Annotated in this window: 21 protein-coding genes; 9 read left to right on the top strand and 12 right to left on the bottom strand. The window is 37.8% G+C overall.

The annotated features are described in order from the left end of the window. Positions 1 to 443: 443 nt before the first annotated feature. Together H6G76_RS16005 and H6G76_RS16000 are read right to left on the bottom strand one after the other, a co-directional pair. Positions 444 to 626: a hypothetical protein gene (locus H6G76_RS16005; RefSeq protein ID WP_190702291.1), complete on the bottom strand. Its 183-nt coding sequence runs from the start codon at positions 624 to 626 to the stop codon at positions 444 to 446. 432 nt (positions 627 to 1,058) lie between these two features. Next, on the bottom strand, positions 1,059 to 1,514 hold the full coding sequence (locus H6G76_RS16000; RefSeq protein ID WP_190702288.1) for a DUF2214 family protein: 456 nt from the start codon (positions 1,512 to 1,514) through the stop codon (positions 1,059 to 1,061). A 205-nt stretch (positions 1,515 to 1,719) separates the two neighbouring features. Here H6G76_RS16000 and H6G76_RS15995 point away from each other — a divergent pair, with 205 nt between their 5' ends. After that, positions 1,720 to 1,992, top strand: coding sequence for a hypothetical protein (locus H6G76_RS15995; RefSeq protein WP_190702285.1), 273 nt, complete (start codon positions 1,720 to 1,722; stop codon positions 1,990 to 1,992). Positions 1,993 to 2,017: 25 nt separating this feature from the next. Here H6G76_RS15995 and H6G76_RS15990 read toward each other — a convergent pair whose 3' ends face one another. Further along, positions 2,018 to 2,155, bottom strand: coding sequence for a hypothetical protein (locus tag H6G76_RS15990; protein WP_190702283.1), 138 nt, complete (start codon positions 2,153 to 2,155; stop codon positions 2,018 to 2,020). A gap of 774 nt (positions 2,156 to 2,929) precedes the next feature. Here H6G76_RS15990 and H6G76_RS15985 point away from each other — a divergent pair. Together H6G76_RS15985 and H6G76_RS15980 are read left to right on the top strand one after the other, a co-directional pair. Continuing rightward, positions 2,930 to 3,337, top strand: a complete 408-nt coding sequence (locus H6G76_RS15985) for a hypothetical protein (protein ID WP_190702281.1) — start codon at positions 2,930 to 2,932, stop codon at positions 3,335 to 3,337. 122 nt (positions 3,338 to 3,459) lie between these two features. Continuing rightward, positions 3,460 to 3,816 (top strand): tachylectin-related carbohydrate-binding protein, encoded by a 357-nt coding sequence (locus tag H6G76_RS15980; protein ID WP_190702278.1) that lies wholly within the window; start codon positions 3,460 to 3,462, stop codon positions 3,814 to 3,816. 89 nt (positions 3,817 to 3,905) lie between these two features. Here the strand turns inward: H6G76_RS15980 and H6G76_RS15975 are convergent, their stop codons facing one another. Further along, positions 3,906 to 4,352 carry a hypothetical protein gene (locus H6G76_RS15975; protein WP_190702275.1) on the bottom strand — a complete coding sequence of 149 codons (447 nt, stop codon included), beginning with the start codon at positions 4,350 to 4,352 and terminating at the stop codon, positions 3,906 to 3,908. A gap of 226 nt (positions 4,353 to 4,578) precedes the next feature. Here H6G76_RS15975 and H6G76_RS15970 point away from each other — a divergent pair, with 226 nt between their 5' ends. After that, positions 4,579 to 5,256, top strand: coding sequence for a TrkA family potassium uptake protein (locus tag H6G76_RS15970; protein WP_190702272.1), 678 nt, complete (start codon positions 4,579 to 4,581; stop codon positions 5,254 to 5,256). Between the two features lie 5 nt (positions 5,257 to 5,261). After that, positions 5,262 to 5,828, top strand: coding sequence for a DUF3124 domain-containing protein (locus tag H6G76_RS15965; RefSeq protein ID WP_190702271.1), 567 nt, complete (start codon positions 5,262 to 5,264; stop codon positions 5,826 to 5,828). Positions 5,829 to 5,875: 47 nt separating this feature from the next. Here the strand turns inward: H6G76_RS15965 and H6G76_RS15960 are convergent, their stop codons facing one another. From H6G76_RS15960 to H6G76_RS15940, 5 genes are all read right to left on the bottom strand, one after another. Beyond that, the gene (locus H6G76_RS15960) at positions 5,876 to 7,426 is read right to left on the bottom strand and encodes a sodium:proton antiporter (RefSeq protein WP_190702268.1); all 1,551 of its coding nucleotides are present in this window, start codon (positions 7,424 to 7,426) and stop codon (positions 5,876 to 5,878) included. Positions 7,427 to 7,693: 267 nt separating this feature from the next. Beyond that, positions 7,694 to 7,900 (bottom strand): hypothetical protein, encoded by a 207-nt coding sequence (locus H6G76_RS15955; RefSeq protein WP_190702266.1) that lies wholly within the window; start codon positions 7,898 to 7,900, stop codon positions 7,694 to 7,696. Between the two features lie 214 nt (positions 7,901 to 8,114). Further along, positions 8,115 to 8,831, bottom strand: coding sequence for a hypothetical protein (locus H6G76_RS15950; RefSeq protein ID WP_190702264.1), 717 nt, complete (start codon positions 8,829 to 8,831; stop codon positions 8,115 to 8,117). A gap of 535 nt (positions 8,832 to 9,366) precedes the next feature. After that, positions 9,367 to 9,822, bottom strand: a complete 456-nt coding sequence (locus tag H6G76_RS15945) for a cupin domain-containing protein (protein ID WP_190702261.1) — start codon at positions 9,820 to 9,822, stop codon at positions 9,367 to 9,369. 1 nt (position 9,823) lies between these two features. Next, positions 9,824 to 10,618 carry a cysteine hydrolase family protein gene (locus tag H6G76_RS15940; RefSeq protein ID WP_190702258.1) on the bottom strand — a complete coding sequence of 265 codons (795 nt, stop codon included), beginning with the start codon at positions 10,616 to 10,618 and terminating at the stop codon, positions 9,824 to 9,826. Positions 10,619 to 10,700: 82 nt separating this feature from the next. On the opposite strand from H6G76_RS15940, the gene H6G76_RS15935 reads away from it, so the two are divergent. After that, complete coding sequence (locus H6G76_RS15935; protein ID WP_190702255.1) at positions 10,701 to 12,098, top strand: amidohydrolase; 1,398 nt, start codon at positions 10,701 to 10,703, stop codon at positions 12,096 to 12,098. Positions 12,099 to 12,166: 68 nt separating this feature from the next. Continuing rightward, positions 12,167 to 12,883 (top strand): hypothetical protein, encoded by a 717-nt coding sequence (locus H6G76_RS15930; RefSeq protein ID WP_190702251.1) that lies wholly within the window; start codon positions 12,167 to 12,169, stop codon positions 12,881 to 12,883. Here H6G76_RS15930 and H6G76_RS15925 read toward each other — a convergent pair. After that, positions 12,859 to 13,011 (bottom strand): hypothetical protein, encoded by a 153-nt coding sequence (locus H6G76_RS15925; protein ID WP_190702248.1) that lies wholly within the window; start codon positions 13,009 to 13,011, stop codon positions 12,859 to 12,861. The genes H6G76_RS15930 and H6G76_RS15925 overlap by 25 nt on opposite strands. 106 nt (positions 13,012 to 13,117) lie before the next feature. Here H6G76_RS15925 and H6G76_RS15920 point away from each other — a divergent pair, with 106 nt between their 5' ends. Next, on the top strand, positions 13,118 to 15,178 hold the full coding sequence (locus H6G76_RS15920; RefSeq protein ID WP_190702246.1) for an NAD-binding protein: 2,061 nt from the start codon (positions 13,118 to 13,120) through the stop codon (positions 15,176 to 15,178). Between the two features lie 208 nt (positions 15,179 to 15,386). Here the strand turns inward: H6G76_RS15920 and H6G76_RS15915 are convergent, their stop codons facing one another. Beyond that, positions 15,387 to 15,650: a peptidase gene (locus tag H6G76_RS15915; protein ID WP_190702243.1), complete on the bottom strand. Its 264-nt coding sequence runs from the start codon at positions 15,648 to 15,650 to the stop codon at positions 15,387 to 15,389. Between the two features lie 254 nt (positions 15,651 to 15,904). On the opposite strand from H6G76_RS15915, the gene H6G76_RS15910 reads away from it, so the two are divergent. After that, a complete protein-coding gene (locus H6G76_RS15910; RefSeq protein WP_190702240.1) occupies positions 15,905 to 17,113 on the top strand; it encodes a NupC/NupG family nucleoside CNT transporter in 1,209 nt (402 codons plus the stop codon). A gap of 172 nt (positions 17,114 to 17,285) precedes the next feature. Here H6G76_RS15910 and H6G76_RS15905 read toward each other — a convergent pair whose 3' ends face one another. Continuing rightward, positions 17,286 to 17,708, bottom strand: coding sequence for a hypothetical protein (locus tag H6G76_RS15905; RefSeq protein WP_190702238.1), 423 nt, complete (start codon positions 17,706 to 17,708; stop codon positions 17,286 to 17,288). Positions 17,709 to 18,174: the final 466 nt, after the last annotated feature.

Raw genomic sequence — 18,174 nt, 5'->3', positions numbered from 1 at the left:
AACCGCGTCCACCGCGTTATACCAAAGGCATTTTAGCTAAATATGCGAAGTTGGTTTCTTCTAGTAGCCTCGGTGCTGTGACTGATTTGGATTTGTTTGATTTATAGCGAGTCAAGTAGAGTGTCATTTTTCTTTGCACGGCAGTCGCTTTATGCCGGTAAACCCGTCTACCGCGCTGCCTCCCCAACGCACTGCCTTGTCTTTGCGCCTACTCTTCTCCTGACGGAGACGCTGCGCGAACGAGAACGACTTCGTCGAATGCGTGAGACAAAAAAATTTATGCAAGATACTCCATGAATAGAATTCACAACGAGGGTATGAAAATCTCTTCCCTTTACACCCTTGCACCCTCATACCCCTACACCCATTTTTAAGGTAGGTCTATTGTTGAGATTGATTTTGCTCACTCACACCCCACACCCCTAAACCCTTGATTTTTCGTCTCACCGCAGAAGTCCTGTTGAAGTTGGTTCATACTGCTCTAAAAGTTTGCCAAAGTTATCGATTGTATTTGCAATTAACTCGTTTGTAATTACTACCTCTGGGATTTGAATTTCTTCTAGCGATGGTTCTAGTTCATGAATCTCGTATCCCACAGCATTGAGTATTTCGCGTTCTAGATACATAATTATCTCCAGTTAAAAACAGTAATGAATATTTCACTGTTGAAGCTGAATCTGGTTTGTATTTGTCTGGGCTGGCAGTCATATAACAAGAATAAACACACAGCCACATGGCATAGTCATGACTAATACAGAAATTTATAATGATTACTTTGCTATAAGACTAGTATTTGATTTTTGAAAAAAATCAGTACATTATTACCTGCCTTAGATGCTGTTGTCTATTGCCTGACTACACAAGTATGTTCAGTAATCAAACCGGATTCTTATATGTATATCTAGTGGTGCGCCAATTTCCTTGGCGGGGTAAAGATTAACGGGAAAAAGTGAAAGCAGAAAGGAAGAATTCCCTGCTGTCACCTTTCCCCTACTTGCTTCAATAGATACTACCAATAAAGCTTGTCAAGTATTATACAAGTTACAAAAATTTTCAGTCTAGTTTATCCCTAATTCTCTAGCCATGATTGTTGCTAGTAAAGGAATTAGGGTGAAGCCAGCCAGTTCAATTTTAATCAACCAGCTTAAACGCTTCAGTTTGGCTAATTCCAGTGTTGGCACTTGTCCTTGTTGCAAATCTCTGACCCAACCAATAAAACAAACAGTAGGATAGAGAGATAGCAAACCTACTACCAGAAAAACTGCTACCTTGGTGTAGAAAAAGGGGTTGCTTAAATAGTAGTCTGAACCTTTACCAAAGTAGATAACACGCAAGATACCTGTAACTAAAACAATAGTGGCTGATATACCATACAAGGCATCAAAGATGACAATTTTTACAGCCGCTTTCAAATTTAACTCTTGTTTTAAATGGAATGCTTCTAACAGTAGAGTGCCAAAACATAACATGAAGCTTAAATAATGTAAATACGCAACTATGGCACTTACCCACATATTAGTTTTTGCTAGTATAGTGTTTTGATGTTGATTTTGAGGCGAAGAATATCACCATCAAGCTCAAAATAGCACTAAGCAATTTGTCAAAAAGTGACCAATAAATCAGATTTCTCTTGACCTAGCACACAAGATTATGAAGGGGGTTGCAGCTGCATTCTCCTATGATTTCATGTGGTATTCATTTGAAATTTGGTAGTTGTAGATGAATTTAGGAATAATCGAGCCTTACAATAGCGGGTTTTTAGAAGTAATCCCAGAGGGTGAAAACAGTGACTATTGGCAGATTGCGGCTATACACATCAATGGACAAGCCTTCTGCCCTACGCCTGTGCTTTATCGCTCAGAAAAAGTGGCATTGGCAAAAGCGGCAAAAATTTATGATTGGATAGATACTCATGAGCCAGAAATAAATAATGGCGTTTGCTACTGCTCCCAATTGAAGATTATTTTATGGCAGCAAACAAAAGTAGCTTAAATATAAGCAGTAGCGACAGCATCGGCTATTTAGTCTGGGGTAAGAAGAAAGCGCGATCGCGCAACACATCCAACTTTTTATCCTCAATGCTGATTTGCACTGCTTGGAGATAAGTTTGCCAATAATCTCTGCGTTGGCTTGAGTCAGGAAGCATAAAGGTCATATAATAGATTTATTACCCGGCAATCTAGTCTTTTTTAGGCACTTAGTTGTAAATCTCTAATTTCGTTTGAACTCCATTTAGGCGAAGTAGTTAACAACATTTGCGAATTGAAAAATTGAGTGTGATTTTTACAAACACACTATAGCTATTAAAATTTTTCATAACAAATAAGTGTAAACATATATTTCTTCTTTATTAAACTAAATATAATTCAAGAGTTCTTATTAATGCTGTAATCCAAGCTAAGTAAGAATTCAATAATCCTTAATTTGGATGTTTATATTTTTTTTAGTTTCACTACTATCATAAATTGAGTGTCCCTGTTAAGATACACGTAAATGCTGTTCTGATAATTTTTGTTCTGTAAATTTGTAGTTTTGTACAAATAAAATACGGCTGATGTGAGATGGAGACTGAAATAAGACAGTCTCGTTTATAAGGCTAGAGTTTATGATTAAAGCTAAGGCTGAAAGCTTTGATATTGCTTGAAAATTTTTAATTCCCATTCAGTCTGCGGGGAGCAGGGGACAGGGTTTTGTCGATTTCTGCACAGATGCATCGAATCAAAACTGATCAGCCAAACATGATATAAGTTCTATTTTTATTCCATTCTGCTCCTTAAGGTAAGTGCCATTCTTTTGGGGAGCTTTGCTTGATAGCGAAGACATAGACATTCTAAATTCCGCAAACTTCTCAGGGAGGTTGGCTTACTAAGCGATAACGCTTTGTTATAACGCTCAAGCCCCAAAATGCTGAACAACTTGGAGGATGACAATGAAGTCCAACATCATGAAAAGTGCAGCACTCGCCGTTTGTCTGGGGAGTCTATCTTGGGCTGGACTAGCCCGTGCTGACGGCTGGCCCATCAGCATTGCCGGAACCTGGTCTATTGTTGCTAATCAATCTCCTGGAGTATTGGTTATTAACCAACCCAGCAGCAGTCTGAATTGTAGACCAATCACCGGCACAATTTATGGAACAGATCAAATTCAAGGATTTTACTGTCCTTTTAGTGGTCGCATTTCATTTGCACGTCTTCGCAATGGCGTTGCGATTCAAAATTATCAGGGGAATCTTTCTGTAGTCCAATCTGGTTCACCCCTGCGGCTAGGAGGAAGTTTCTCAGTAATCAATTCTACTGGTGGTAGCCCCGGAGAATACAACTTCTCAGGTACTAAATAATTAGTTGCTGGTGCGATCGCCTTTGGGGTAATACCATTGCGATTCGCATTTGTAGATGATTAATACATTAAATAATTGGACATTTTTAAGTACTTTTAAAATTTTAAAAAGGATGAAAGATAATGAAAATTTTAGTTGGATTAGCCAGCTCTGTGGTTTTAAGTTTGTGGTCATTGTCTGCACTAGCAACCCCAATTTACACAATCCAATCGAATGGGGATATGCTTTTTTACAAACATACTGGTAGTGATGACGGCTCACCTACTTGGCCTATTCAAGGAGTAAAAATAGGTAACGGTTGGAACTTTAAACAAGTGTTTGCTGGTGATCATGGTGCCATCTACGCCATCAAATCGAATGGAGATATGCTGTTTTACAAGCATACGGGGATTGATGACGGTTCAGCTACCTGGCCCATTCAAGGCGTAAAAATCGGTAACGGTTGGAATTTTCAACAAGTATTTGCTGGTGACGAATAATTTATAAAATACAAGGGTGCGTTGCCCTACGCGACAACACACCCTACAAGCTAATAATTATGCATTTTTGTGAGAGCAGTATTTATTATCTACTTACCAAAAGCATCTTTAACGCTATCAACGGCGCGTTCAACAACATTTTTGGTATTGTCTACTGCTTTTTGAGTGCGAGCCGCATCTTCTTCTGCTCTTTTGTGAATTAGAGCCGCATCATCTTTTGCTCTGCGTTCTAGGATATTATCACCATCGGTTGCCCGATCCACTTTAGAGGAATTGCTTCTGGCAGCTTCTTCAACTTTATCTGCTGTATCTCGAATGAAATTCTTGGCGCGTCCAGCATCTTCACGGGTTTTGCCTTTAACTTGATCGCCTGCATCAGCAGTTGCAATTAAGTTTACACTAGGAGCAGCAATTGCTGTGGTGTTAGAGAAAAATGCACCTTGCCAAACAAAAGCGATCGCAGACACACAAAATACAGTTGTAGCTATCCAACGTCCTATAACAGAAAGCTGTTTTGTAACATAATTTAGTTTCATAGAATAACATCTCCATGAGCTTTAGCATTCTAATTTTTACTTGATTTGATAGAGCAGCTAATCGTTCCGTAGACGGAGGTTTTCTCGTCATAAGTTATTAGCTGAATTCACTCTTTTAATAGATTGCTAAATTAATGTCATGTAATTTACTCTTTCATTAGACATACTTCATTGCCTGACTAACCTGTAAAGTAAATTAAGAAGCTATTAAGCATTAGGAAATTTTATGTACGTTCTCATTGGTGGAGCAGGCTTAGTAGGACTGAGTTTGGCTCAAAAATTGGTAGAACTAGGGCATACGGTTGCCGTTATTGATGTTAATCCTACCGCTTGCCGTTATGCACGTGAACAAGTGGGAGCAATGGCTTTTGAAGGCAGTGCTGTGAGTACAGAAACTTTGTTAGAAGCAGGAATTCGCAAAGCCGATGCTTTAGCAGCTGTTCTCAGAAGTGACGCTTTAAATTTAGCAATGGTAACACTTGCTAAACATTACGGTGTTTCTCATATTGTGTCTCGAATGCGCCATTCTGATTTTGCTGAACCACTACGTTTAGCGGGAGCTAACCATGTTATTAGTACCGTTGAACTAGCAGTTTCCACAATGGTAAATTCTATTGAATATCCGCAAGTAGAATCGATGATGCATTTTGAGCAGGGACAGATTGAAGTTTTAAAACTTTCGATCGCTAAAAATTGCTATGTGGTTGGGCGTAGTCTTGCAGAAATTGCTCAAGATGCTCGATTTCCTACTGGTTCACTAATTATTGGCTATCAGCCTCATCCCCACGAAGATTTAATGATTCCTAACGGGAGTACAGTTTTAGAACCTGATTCAACTGTGTTGGTTGCAACTAAACCAGGATCTTTACATCAAGTCATTGATTTTATCGAGGGCTGCAAATAATTTTAATGAAATTATATCGACGTTTTTACTTAGTAATTATTGTGATTTTGCTTGTGTCTTGCCAATCACTAAAAAGTTCGCCACAGCCAAAATTAAATACTAATGAAGCAAAATCATCAGCAAAGGTGGTAACTCTTGATAAAAATTTCAAGATAGTAAAGGGACAAACTATTTATGTTCCTGTCTATTCGGAAATATATCATCACAATCGGCAAGAAATTTTCTACTTAGCTGCTACTCTCAGTATTCGCAACACAGATTTAAATAGCCCAATCATCATTACTTCTGTGCGCTACTATGACACAAATGGCAAATTAGTTAAGCAGTATTTAGAAAATCCTACTCAACTTGATGCTTTAGCTTCTACTGATTTTTTTGTTACTAGAGATGACACTAGTGGAGGCGTAGGTGCAAACTTTATTGTCGAGTGGGTAGCAGCGCAAGAAATTTCCGAGCCGATAGTCGAAGCAGTGATGATTGGTACTGATTTTCAACAAGGAATTTCTTTTATCAGTCCGGGTAGAGTTATTAAAGATGAAGGCAGGAGGCAGGCAATAGGCAATAGGCAATAGATTTATTTGGATTTACTACATGGTTGCTATATAGACCGGAGAAACTATTAATCATCGTCTAGTTGTAGCAGCAATTCATCAATGTTTTGGATGCGCGATCGCACAATTTCTTCCGAAAGAATTCGCTTACGCAAGGCCTCTGTCAGCGCGCCTTTTTCTGCTAATAATAACCGCCGCCGAATCGCATCAAGTTTACTCAACGCCTCACTACCTTCAAACTCACCTGCGCGGCGATTATAAAACTCACGTAATGTTTTTTCAGCACCAGCTATTTGTACTTGATAAGCTGAACGCATTTCTTCATACACAGCTTTTGGCAAAACCCCAGTTTTTAATAAACTATCTAATTCATCTTGTGCGGCTTTTGCGGTAATTAATTGCGCTTGCAATTGTTCAACTTGTTGATGTGTCTCAGAAAATTTAGATAATTTTAAACGTTTTACCATCCAAGGCAAACTTAATCCCTGCACCACCAAAGAAACTAAAACACTGCCAAAAACTATTGCAATCAAAACATCTCTTCCTGGTAATGTAGCAGGTAAGCTTAATGCTAGAGCCATTGAAAGTGAACCTTTGATGTTGCCTAAAAACAGCAAATGTTGCCAACGTAGGGGAATTGGGCGGTCAAATAAACTAACTCCTGCGAGTAATGGATATACTGTCAGAATCCGTCCGATTTGATAGGCTAAAACTGCAATTAAAATGGCAGGTAAAGCTTTCCAGAGCGTTACTAAGTTTATTTCTACACCAATCAACAGAAAAATAAAAGTATTAGCTGTAAAACTTGCATATTCCCAAAAACTTAACAACGTGATGCGATTAGAAGCGGAAGTATTACGCGAAAGACCAACATTACCAAAAAGTAATCCAGCGATAACTACAGCTACAGCACCAGATACACCTAAAAATTGTCCAACTTGAAAAGTTCCTAACGCAACGGCAACTGTCAGTAATAATCTACTGAGGGGATCATCTAAACGAGTAAATATAGGTATGCTTAAATATCCCAACACTAGCCCAACAACACAGCCACCTATAGCAATAAATAATAGTTGTTGAATTCCCTCTACTACTGTCAGCGAACCTGTTGAATAAATTTGCGAAATCAGGTTAAAAGAAACTAAAGCAGCTGCATCATTAAATAGAGTTTCTCCTTCCACAATAGTAGAAAGTCGGGAAGGTACAGGTATATCTTTAAAAACAGCAATCATCGAAACTGTATCTGTATTTGCCAGAATTACGCCGATAAATAAAGCAGGTATCCAAGCTAATCCCAGCGAAAATTTCAACAGCACAGCAATAATCGCACTAGAACATATTGCCCCAGGCCCAGCTAAGAAAGCAATTGGTTTAAATGTGCTGCGTAGGCGGCTAATATCTGTATTAATACCTGCATCAAATATTAAAATTGGCAGGAAAAGATTCAAAACTAAAGAAGGATCTAAACCAATACGCCGAGACAGTAACTCAGTGATTGGCAAACCTGCTAATACTAAACCCGTCACGTAGGGAATACGCAGCCGTCGTGTTATAAGAGCAACACCTGTGGCTAGAAGCAGGAGAATAATTGAAATGTTGACTAAAGAAGCAACATCCATTTTATTTTAAGAAATTTATTTTGACTGCTTTGATAAACAGTGCCAAAAAGTAGTAACAATGTCAAACAATTTTTATCCTGTTGCTTAAGAATAGCGATGAATGTGAAAAACAATAGATATTAAGCAAATCAGTACATTAGCCACAGGAATAAAAAAATTAAATAAAAATATCTATTAGAAATACAATCCAATAATACAAAACTTTAAAATCAAAATAAAAGTAATGAAATAAATAAGAAGAAAATGAACTTACATTAAATTGCATTTTTAAGTTAAATTATCAATCATCTTAAAAATTTGATGAAACTCATGAAGTAATTTATTAGCTTTTTCTATATCAACTCCTATTCTTACTGAAAATTCCGATTCATCTAAATTGTTACATATTTCATTTAAAGCATTATTTAAAATTAATAATTCATCTTGAGTAAATTTAGTATAAACATATTCATTTTCAAATCTATCAATATCCATAATTTCAAAAAATAGAAATTTTATGTCTCGTTTAGATTAGCTAGAAAAAATTAATACTTAATGTTAGCTTAAACATTAAATAACAAGGGATTCAATAAAAACAAAGGTAAATTTTTAATAAATCCCTAATTTTATTTGATAAAAACATTAATCTATCCCTTAGTTTAGCTGTTTTTAGTATTAATTTATCATCCTAAGTGTGGGATAGCTATTTTTATTGAATACCAGTGTAATAAGCAAAACCTCGTGTTGGCTTAAATGCTGTACTTGAACCTAATCTATCTACTGGTTGAATAATAGCAACCGCTTGGTATCTTTGAGACCAAAAAGCAACACGTCCAGACCTAACTTTTTTCCTTTGGGAATAATTTCTCATAATGTTTAAAACAATTACTTTAAACTGAGATCTACTAATGTTATTGCCAAACTCACTCCCATGATTATTATAAGCATGATTAACAATATTGTTAGCTGTAACCTCGTAAATTTTATCTACTTCATAAACTAATCTACCATTAATATTTGTGATTTCTTTCAGTTTAATACTACTACGTCTATAAAAAACTGAACTGTTGTTTGTCCTACAAGAAGCACTTAATGTTCCATTAAATATTGTTATGCCAATACATGACTGGTAAAAATCACTTGTATTTATAATAGGTGTTTGTACTAAGTAACCATTAATATTCTCAATACCTCTTAATTGAATAGATGATGTACTACCTACGGTACCAGTTGCATTAAGACATAATGCTTCTAAACGATTACCTTGTACTATTTTTTCATTTCTACAACTAAGAGAATAACTAGCATCATTCAACCGTAGACTAGAAGTTTGAGCATTAAGTGGAGAAATAAGTGAGGTTAATAATCCTATTGCAAATAAAAATATTAATCTATTGTTTTTATTTTTTAAAAATAGAAAATTCATTGGTGGTTACTCCCTAAAATCAATTACTATTTAGTTTACTTAGAACTGCATTTTTACTGGAAAACTTTTGAAATTCAGACTATCATATTTCATACTTATAGAAAGGAAAAAATGTAAAATCTCTCTCTTTAGACAGATAAGGGAACCTCCCAATTTCAGGAAACCGAAAAATTTTTTGATGCCTGCGGCGGGTGTAGTTATCGCCCTGAAATATCGGCTTCAGTAGATTTTTGCTGAAAAAATGTACTGTTTAAATGAAAATCCAAGGCAAGCTTAAACCTTGCGCTAATAGTTATAAATACAAAAAGCGTCGGCAGTCTAATTAAGTTTTGAATCTATGTAATATGCAATGCCTAAGACAAGCCGATGCAGCGTCTACGCACTTATTTCATTAAAATCAATCACAGATAGACGCTAATAAATATAAATTTTGTGCGCGTCTACCTTTATTGACAATTGCAGCAGTTTGTTAGTAATAAAAAGCAAGATTTAAAATCGGATATCAAAAGTCGCTAATTTCTGTTATCAGCCTCTTTCAACACGGCATTAAATTATCTAACCTACCAAATACTGCCATATCTTCTGCGTCTAATTCTACAGGTGTGCCACTGCGAATCAACTCAGAAAAATCCTCATTGGGAACCATAATAGTCAATGTATACAAGCGACTAGAACCTGTATTTTTAATCAAATGTGTGCCTGTGGGCGGTACTAATAAACTATCTCCGGCTTTAATTGGCACTTTCTTACCATCACAAATAGCAACTCCTTCGCCTTTAAGGATAAAAAACAATTCAACTGCCCATTGATGGCGATTAGGTGGTGTTTGTCCACCGACATCAAATATTTCTACGCAACAAGTCAAAGAAGTGTTGGCGTTGGTTGAATCAAAGATAATTGCTAACCGATTGGTATCGTGGGGACTGATGCGGTATGCTTGATAATCTTTGGGAGATTTAATAACAGGAATTACGCAACGAGTAGAGTGCATTTTATTGATCCCCTCCTGTTGATTCTGGGTGATTCAAAGCTGTGAAAATGGATTGAGAGTCGGTGACAAAACCAAAGCATTGTTTGACGTTATATAAAGTTGCTTGCCAACAATAATCGGGTGAAGTTGTTGCAGTACAGTCTTTAATTAAAATACAGTCATATCCTAAAAAATTGGCATCACACAGTGTAGTTAACACACATTGATCAGCATTCACACCAGCAAAAAATATTGTAGTCACTCCCAAATTACGCAGGATACTATCTAAGGGCGTGTCCCAAAAGCCACTCATGCGGTACTTGTCCACAAGGATATCTTCGGGTGACTGTGGTAGTTCATCAACTACGGCAGCTGCCCAACTACCTGCCATTAAAACTTTAGCACCGTTTTTAGGTAAGGGGTCGCCCAAGCCAACACCATCACCTGTGGGGTTGTAGACGTGACGCGAAGCTGCACTGATATTGAGTAAGTCGGGACGATTACCCCAATTTATCCAAATTACAGGCACGTTAACATGACGCAGTTTCGGCAATAAATTATTTAACGGTTCAATGGGTTTACGTGCGGGGGTGACATCCACGCCAATATGCGCCAACCAGCCATCCGGATGGCAAAAGTCGTTTTGCATATCAATGACGAGAATAGCGGCTTTTGCCAAGTCAAGGCGCAGGGTTTTAGTTTCTGTTGATAAGATAACGGGTTGTGGGGTTTTAGGAGGACGAGTAATATCTGCGATCGCATGATCTACCATCCAAGCATTTGGCGCAATACCCAAAGTCCGAAGAGGCTGATTCATAAATTGCAATACCCAACACCTTTTTTTATTTTGTAACTTGAAATGTAGTAGAGCGTTCAATTACTTAATCAAGGTTTAACTCGTGAACTTTACGATCAAAAATGTTTTAATTGCCACCGATGATGCTTATACCACCACAGATGTGCAGGTTGTAGCGGGGAAAATCTCTGCTATTGCACCTAATCTGGATGTTGTGGGGACAGTAATTAACGGCGAACACAAACTGCTACTACCCGGTTTTGTTAACGCCCATACCCATTCGTCGGAAATGTGGCAACGGGGAATTATGTCGGTTTTGCCTTTAGAATTATGGCTGGCGGAACTGTATGATTTTGCCCCCCTCGACACCGAAAAAGTTTACCTCAGCGCCTTAGGAACGGCTGTAGAAACTTTACTTTCCGGCGGTACGAGTGTAGTAGATCATTTGGTGTTAATCCCCGGACAAGAGTTAGAAACTATTGCTACCGCCGTTCGCGCTTACCGAGAAATCGGGATTAGGGCTTTTATTGCGCCTCTGATTCAAGATGAATCTCTCACCGCCGGTATTCCCTCTGGGGAAACAGAACGCAACCACGAACCTTATTTTCGCTCGACGGCGGACACCCTAGCAATTATTGAAGAAGCCGTGAGACAATTTCATCGCCCAGAGGAGGGGGTGAATATTTTAGTTGCACCGACAGGAATTCAGTTGTGTAGCGATGCTTTATTTACTGGTTGCATTGAGATGAGCGATCGCTATAATTTATGTCGTCACTCGCATTTACTCGAAACCAAAGCCCAAGAAAAACTTGCCTATGAAAAGTACGGTTGTAGTGCTGTTGAACATCTTAAACGCATTGGCTATTTAGGCGATCGCACTACCCTTGCCCATTGTGTTTGGTTAAATGATATTGATATTGAAATTCTCGCTGCAACGCAATCTACAGTTGTTCACAACCCTTTAAGTAACTTGCGTTTAGGTAGCGGCATTGCCCCAATTTTAAAATATCGTCAAGCTGGAGTAAATGTAACTTTTGGTTGTGATGGTGCTTCGAGTAATGATTCTCAAGATTTGCTCGAAGCTATCAAAATTGGTTCGATTATCCATAACACCACAGAACGAGATTATCAATATTGGATTACACCCCGACAAGCTATAGAAATGGCAGCCTTTGGTGGTGCTAAAGGATTAAATATTGCAGATAAAATTGGTTCTTTAGATGTTGGAAAACAAGCCGATTTTGTACTTTATGACCTAACAAATTTATCATTACTGCCTCGTACAGATCCTATCGGTTTATTAGTTTTAGGACGACCAACCAATACTGTTGATAGTGCATGGGTGAATGGTAAACAAGTAGTAGCTGCTGGTCAAGTTACTACAATTAATGTAGATGAATTGCGACAAGAATTATTTAAGCGTAGTCAGTGGGATACTCAGCGTAAGTCACAAACTGTCGCGGAAATTGAAGTTCATTATCGTGCTGTGATGGGTTTGTAAAACACAAAAAACACGGTTTAATTTCCTAATACCGTGTTTTTATTTTATTAAATTAAAGTTGAATAATTATGACTGAACAGAAAAATTCTAATCAAACAGAACAGCAAGTACCCGAAAAAAATCATAAACATTTATTAATTGAAATTGTTTCATTCTTGGCACTGGGATATCTAATATTTAGCTTAATTAGCCCAATGTTTTTCAAAGAAGGAAAACAGCCAAGAAAAATAGAAACTCCAGATATTATAGTCATCGCCATTATTTTATTGTTCAACTCTGGGTTGCTAAATAGATTAGAGGATTTTGCTATTTCTAAAGAAGGTGGCGTTACAGCAAAGTTTAAGCAACTCAAGCAAGAGGTTGATGAGCAGAAAAAACAAATCGATGAACTGCAAGCACAACAGCTAGAGCAATTACAAAAACAACAAAAAAATTTAGAAGAAATGCAAGCTTTTATGTATAACTTTCTGCTTGGAGAAAAAGACTACGAAAAGATTGATCAACTAGAGAAGAATTGTCAAGCAAAGACGAGTTATAACTTTTATGTTTCCGAAAGAGTAGGTGATGAGTTAAGACGTTTACGAGATTTAAAATTAATTAAGATGAACTCTGGTTATATCAGTGATGTGGTTCAAGCGAGTGATAATGGTAGACGAGCCATCGATTTAACACAATATCTTCATGTTACTGAGTTGGGTAAGAAGTATTTGATTACCCGTGAAACTTTACACTCTAGCAACCAGCAAGACACGATAAATTCTCAGGTAATTTCTAAAGCTGAGTAGGTCATGCGCTGCGCGCAGGGTGTAGGGGGTAGGGTGTGGGGTGTAGGGAGGGCAGGGCTTGTATCAATCGCGGTTGTTGCGGCTGTCTCTTCCTCCACACCCCGCCGCAACGGGGCTTGGTCATTCATGAGAAAAAGATTTGTAAAAAAGCCATGCAAACTTATTTGCTTACATTAGGATAAATAGCAGCATAAAATCAAACACAAGTTCTGGTAGCAAAGCCTTTAACAGCAAGTGAACTCCACAACAACCGCTACTAGTCAAGACAAAAATCCAGACCTGTTCTTAGTATGTGGACTCAAAAGTTTAGGTCAACATTGTATTGCTGTTTTAAAGCAGTACAATGTTAAAATCATTGCCATAGATAATGTATTGCCTGAATATTGGGAAGTTCCAGAAGTACCAAGCTTATTAGAAAACTTAATTATCGGAGACTGTCGCCAACCCATCATTTTAGAGCAGGCAAGCATACGTCAATGTCGTTCAATTCTGTTGGTAACAAGAAATGAGCGCGTAAATATAGAAACGGCATTGGCTTCTCGACGTATAAATCCTCAAATCCGCATCATTGTACGTTCTGATAAACAAAACTTCACTGAACTTTTAACCAAAAACCTCGGCAATTTTGTAGCTTTTGAACCGACTCATCTTTCTGCTCATGCCTTTGCTTTGGCAGCCTTGGGATCGGAAGCAATTGGATATTTCACTTTAGAGGGGCAACTATTACGAGTCAACGAGCATCGGGTACAACGACATGAAAGCTGGTGTTGTGGCAAGCAATTATATCGTCTCAATTTAACAACTCGCCGCGTCTTGAGCCATACACCTGTTTCATCTCAACCACCAAAACAATTCTATGAGTGGAATCCAGAGACAGTGGTACAAGTGGGGGACACTCTGGTTTATGTTGAGGTAGCACAACAGATGGATTTGTTTGAGCAATATCCTAGTAAATCTCAATCTTTCGGGTGGCAGTGGCAACAGTTGATTCGAGGTATAACAGTAAAAAATCTCCAACAAAAAATCATCAAATTTTGGCAATCTTATTATCAAAGCCAAAATCAAATCCGGCGCATTGCCACAATCTATGCAATCACTGTACTCATCCTATGGCTAATGGGAATAGTATTTTATTGGCTGTATTATCCTGATATCTCAGTTCAAGAAGCTTTTTATGCAACAGCAGTATTGCTTTTGGGAGGATATGGTGATTTATTTGGTGGTGTGAAATTTCCATTATTACCTTCAGAACAGATGCCCTGGTGGTTGCGATTTTTTAGTCTGGGACTGACGTTAATCGGTCAAGCTTTCGTGGGTGTGTTGTATGCTTTATTGACTGATGCTCTGGTTACTTCCAGGTTTGAGTTTTTCAAGAGATCTCCGCCAATACCCCAATGCAACCATGTAGTTTTGATTGGTTTGAATCAGTTAGGGCAGACTATAGCTGAGGTTTTGCAAGAACTGAATCAACCTTTAGTTGGGATTCACACTACTACTCTTGAGCAAAAGACATTACCGCAGATTCCCAAGATTATTGACAATGCTCATGCGGCACTGGCTGAGGCTAATATTTCTCATGCCAAAAGTATTGTTGTGGTCGGTGACGATCACATGGAAAATTTAGAGGTGGGTTTAATGGCTTATGCCATGAACCCTTCTAGTCGTTTGATTATCCGTTCTCAAGATCGCCAATTTAGTGAAGATATCGCGCCACTGTTTCCCTATGCTCAAGTTTTGTGTGGTGCAACATTGTCAGCCGAAGTTTTTGCTTGTGCCGCTTTTGGAGAAAACGTTCTCAGCTTTTTTCACCTCAATGCTGAGATTATCATGGTGACAGAATACAAGATTGAACAGGGTGATACTCTTAACGGATTACTACTATCTCAAATAGCTCTTGGTTATGGTGTTGTGCCGATTCTTTATCAAAAAGCTCGGCAATCTAATTACTCATTATTACCTTGGAATGATCTAAAACTAGATGTAGGCGATCGCTTAATTATTTTAGCCTCCAGCAATGGTTTACAGCGAATAGAATGGGGTGAAATGCTGCCTCGTCTTTGGCAGGTGAAGATTGAAAAAGCTCTAACTATCAATGCTATTGCTGATGGTGCAGAAAAAATCGTCTCTATTACCGGATGTAGTTTTACTCTTGCTAGGCAATGGCTGAATAGTTTGCCGATAGTATTACCAACGCCACTTTATCAACATCAAGCTCAGAGTCTTGTACGTGAGTTAACAAAAGTCCAAGTTTTGGCAAATGCAACTTTAATTAATGCCAGTCAGCCTAATAGTTAATTCACATCTTGCACCAAGCGACTTAAGTTTGATTTTAGGTTAGTCCGCGCAGGCGGACGCGCGTTTGTATAGCCAAACCACTGCGTTGGGCGGGTTTCCCGACTCCCTCATACCATTTCACCAAATAAATGATATAAATAATTTCTCCTCTGCCCCTCTGCTCCCCCTGCTACCCCTCATGATTGGATATTTTATTAGTTGGAAGTCCCTAAGCTCGTTGGCGGAATAAACCTGTCATAGTTACCCCAGTAATCAATAAGCCAACTAAACCTAATCCGTTCAAAATAGGGTAAATTTTTTCTAAATGAATGATTTCTAGTGTATGCAGTCCCAAAATGAATTCACCTAGTTCATCTTGATGTAACCATTCATGGGCTACAGTAAAGCCCAAACCAGTTAATACAGTTAAAAACAAAGGCAAACATAAGATAATTGCTATTTGGCGATGGTATCGCCGAAACATTCGAGTCATAAACAGTTTTTTGACAAAGTAAATTTTAGGGTATCAGTTTTGGAACAATTTTAAACCGAAAGTTTTATTACAATTTCTAAATCTTAACTTGGTATAAAGATTACTTCTCAATTACCATTATATTTTTCCACAATATTTTGACAAGCGATCGCCATCTTTAATTTCATTAATTAACTATCAATAAAAAATCCCCATAAACTACATTTTTATGTATACTTTTTAACCAGGTTAAGCTGCCTGTTTTGGGAAACCACATGGAACGTGCTATTTCTGCCCTGGGGATGTTAGTTTTTATGGGTATATCTTATGCCCTATCTGTTGAACGTCGAGCAATTCGATGGCGAACAGTTGCTTGGGGCTTAGGATTAGAGTTTATTTTTGCGCTGCTAATTTTGAAAACGCCGTGGGGTTTAAATGTTTTCAAATCTTTAGGAGATATTGTCAGCAATTTTTTAGCTTTTTCTGATGTCGGAGCTAAATTTGTTTTTGGCGAAAATTTTAAGGAGCATTTATTTGCCTTTCAAGTCCTGCCAACAATTATCTTTTTCTCTGCATTTATCAGTGTTTTATATTACTACGGAATTTTGCAGCGAGTTATAAATATGTTGGCATGGGTGATGATGAAAACAATGAAAACATCAGGCTCAGAGTCTTTATCTTGTGCAGGTAACATCTTTTTGGGGCCGACAGAAGCGGTACTGATGGTAAAACCTTATGTAGCCAATATGACGCAATCAGAACTTCATGCAGTGATGACAGGAGGTTTTGCAACTATTGCTGGGGGAGTTTTAGGCGCATATCTTTCTTTTGGTATTCCGCCAGAACATTTAATTGCAGCTTTCTTTATGACTGCGCCGACATCGTTAGTAGTATCAAAATTAATGTACCCAGAAACAGACGTTTCTCAGACGGCGGGTAAAGCCAGAATGGATTTAGAAACTGATTATATCAACGTAATTGATGCTGCTACTACGGGAGCCATTGATGGTGTGAAACTAGCAGTTAACGTTGGTGTAATGATTATTGCTTTTTTAGGTTTATTGGCTGCATTAAATGCCTTGCTAGGATGGTTGGGTTCACTGGTGAATTTGCCGCAGTTATCGTTGCAGTTGATATTATCTTTTATCATGGCTCCTGTGGCATGGTTAATGGGTGTACCTTGGAATGATTGCCAACAAGTGGGCGCATTATTAGGGACAAAAACAATTTTGAATGAGTTTATTGCCTTCTTAGATTTAAAGCAATTAATGGAAGGTGGCAAAATTTCCCAACGAGCAGTAATTATTGCCACTTACGCATTATGCAATTTTGCAAATATCGGCTCTATTGGAATTACTATTGGCGGTATGACTGGTATCGCTCCTAACCGCCAACATGATTTAGCTCGCTTGGGTGTCAGAACAATGATAGGTGGTCTACTGGCCAGTTTTATCACTGCTAGTATTGCAGGAATACTAATATAGGAATCCGGTTTGATTGCTGAACATACTTGTGTAGTCAGGCAACAGGCAATAGGCAATAGGCAACAGAAAATAAGGCAGGTAACAATGTACTAATTTTTTCCAAAAATCAAATATTAGTTCTATATAAAAAGGCTGAAGTATAAACACTTTTTACTCTGTTCCCTGCTAAAAATTAAAATTTATACTTTCTTTTCTCAAAATAGGCTAATTTCCAGTTTTGGGGATTTTTTAAATCATTGAAATGCCCTTGGATGATTATCCAAAGAGCAACGCGAGTGTTTAAATATCCTCTAAAGCGAGAATTTTTAGGTTGGGTGTCAAGCCCTGGCGGTGATATATCAGCAATAGGACGAATTGCGCCACAGTAAGTTTTTTGACCTGGCAGTGTTATGGTAAAAAAACCATTATTTTTATAACCCTTAGGAAGGATAAAGTTTCCATAAACATGGTGTTGCCCCCGCCAAGGCTTGACTACTATTTTTACAGGATAAGCGTAATATTTTTCACTGGTCGAGCCAGTACTATATTTCCATTGTTCGCAAGTCGCTACAGGATATCTATCCGATAGCAAAAAGAAGCCTATAAGACCAAGCATAGTGATATTAAATAGTAAGTAAAAAACTTGATATTTCCGCACTTGTCAGATATTTAAACTACTGTTTGCGGTTATATTTTAGCGAATTGAACAAGGGAGCGATCGCATACATAAACTGTACAATAGATGCGATCGTATTAGTGTATAAACGCTATATATCGCGTCTCTACACAGTCTGTATTTGTGCCATATTTTTTGTGAAATGGATAAGAGGCTATTTGACAAATTTTGAAGGGTAAAAGCACATTTATTACTTAAATCTCTCCAGGTTGGAAGAGTGAGCAACTACACCATAGTATATTCTGTTATATTTTTGTTAAAAAATATACAATTATATTCTGCAAAATGTAACCAGAATCTGCTTAAAATTATCAATTTTTAGGACTAAAGTCTTTTTGTTTTTAACTCAGCTTTTCTGCGTCGTTTTTTACTGCTTAGTTTAAACTTGAGTCTAAAAAACTATACA

The sequence above is a fragment of the Nostoc sp. FACHB-152 genome (assembly GCF_014697475.1).
GTDB lineage: Bacteria > Cyanobacteriota > Cyanobacteriia > Cyanobacteriales > Nostocaceae > Nostoc_B.
The sequence above is the reverse complement of the archived record's forward strand: the minus strand, read 5'-3'. Positions and strand labels throughout refer to the sequence as shown.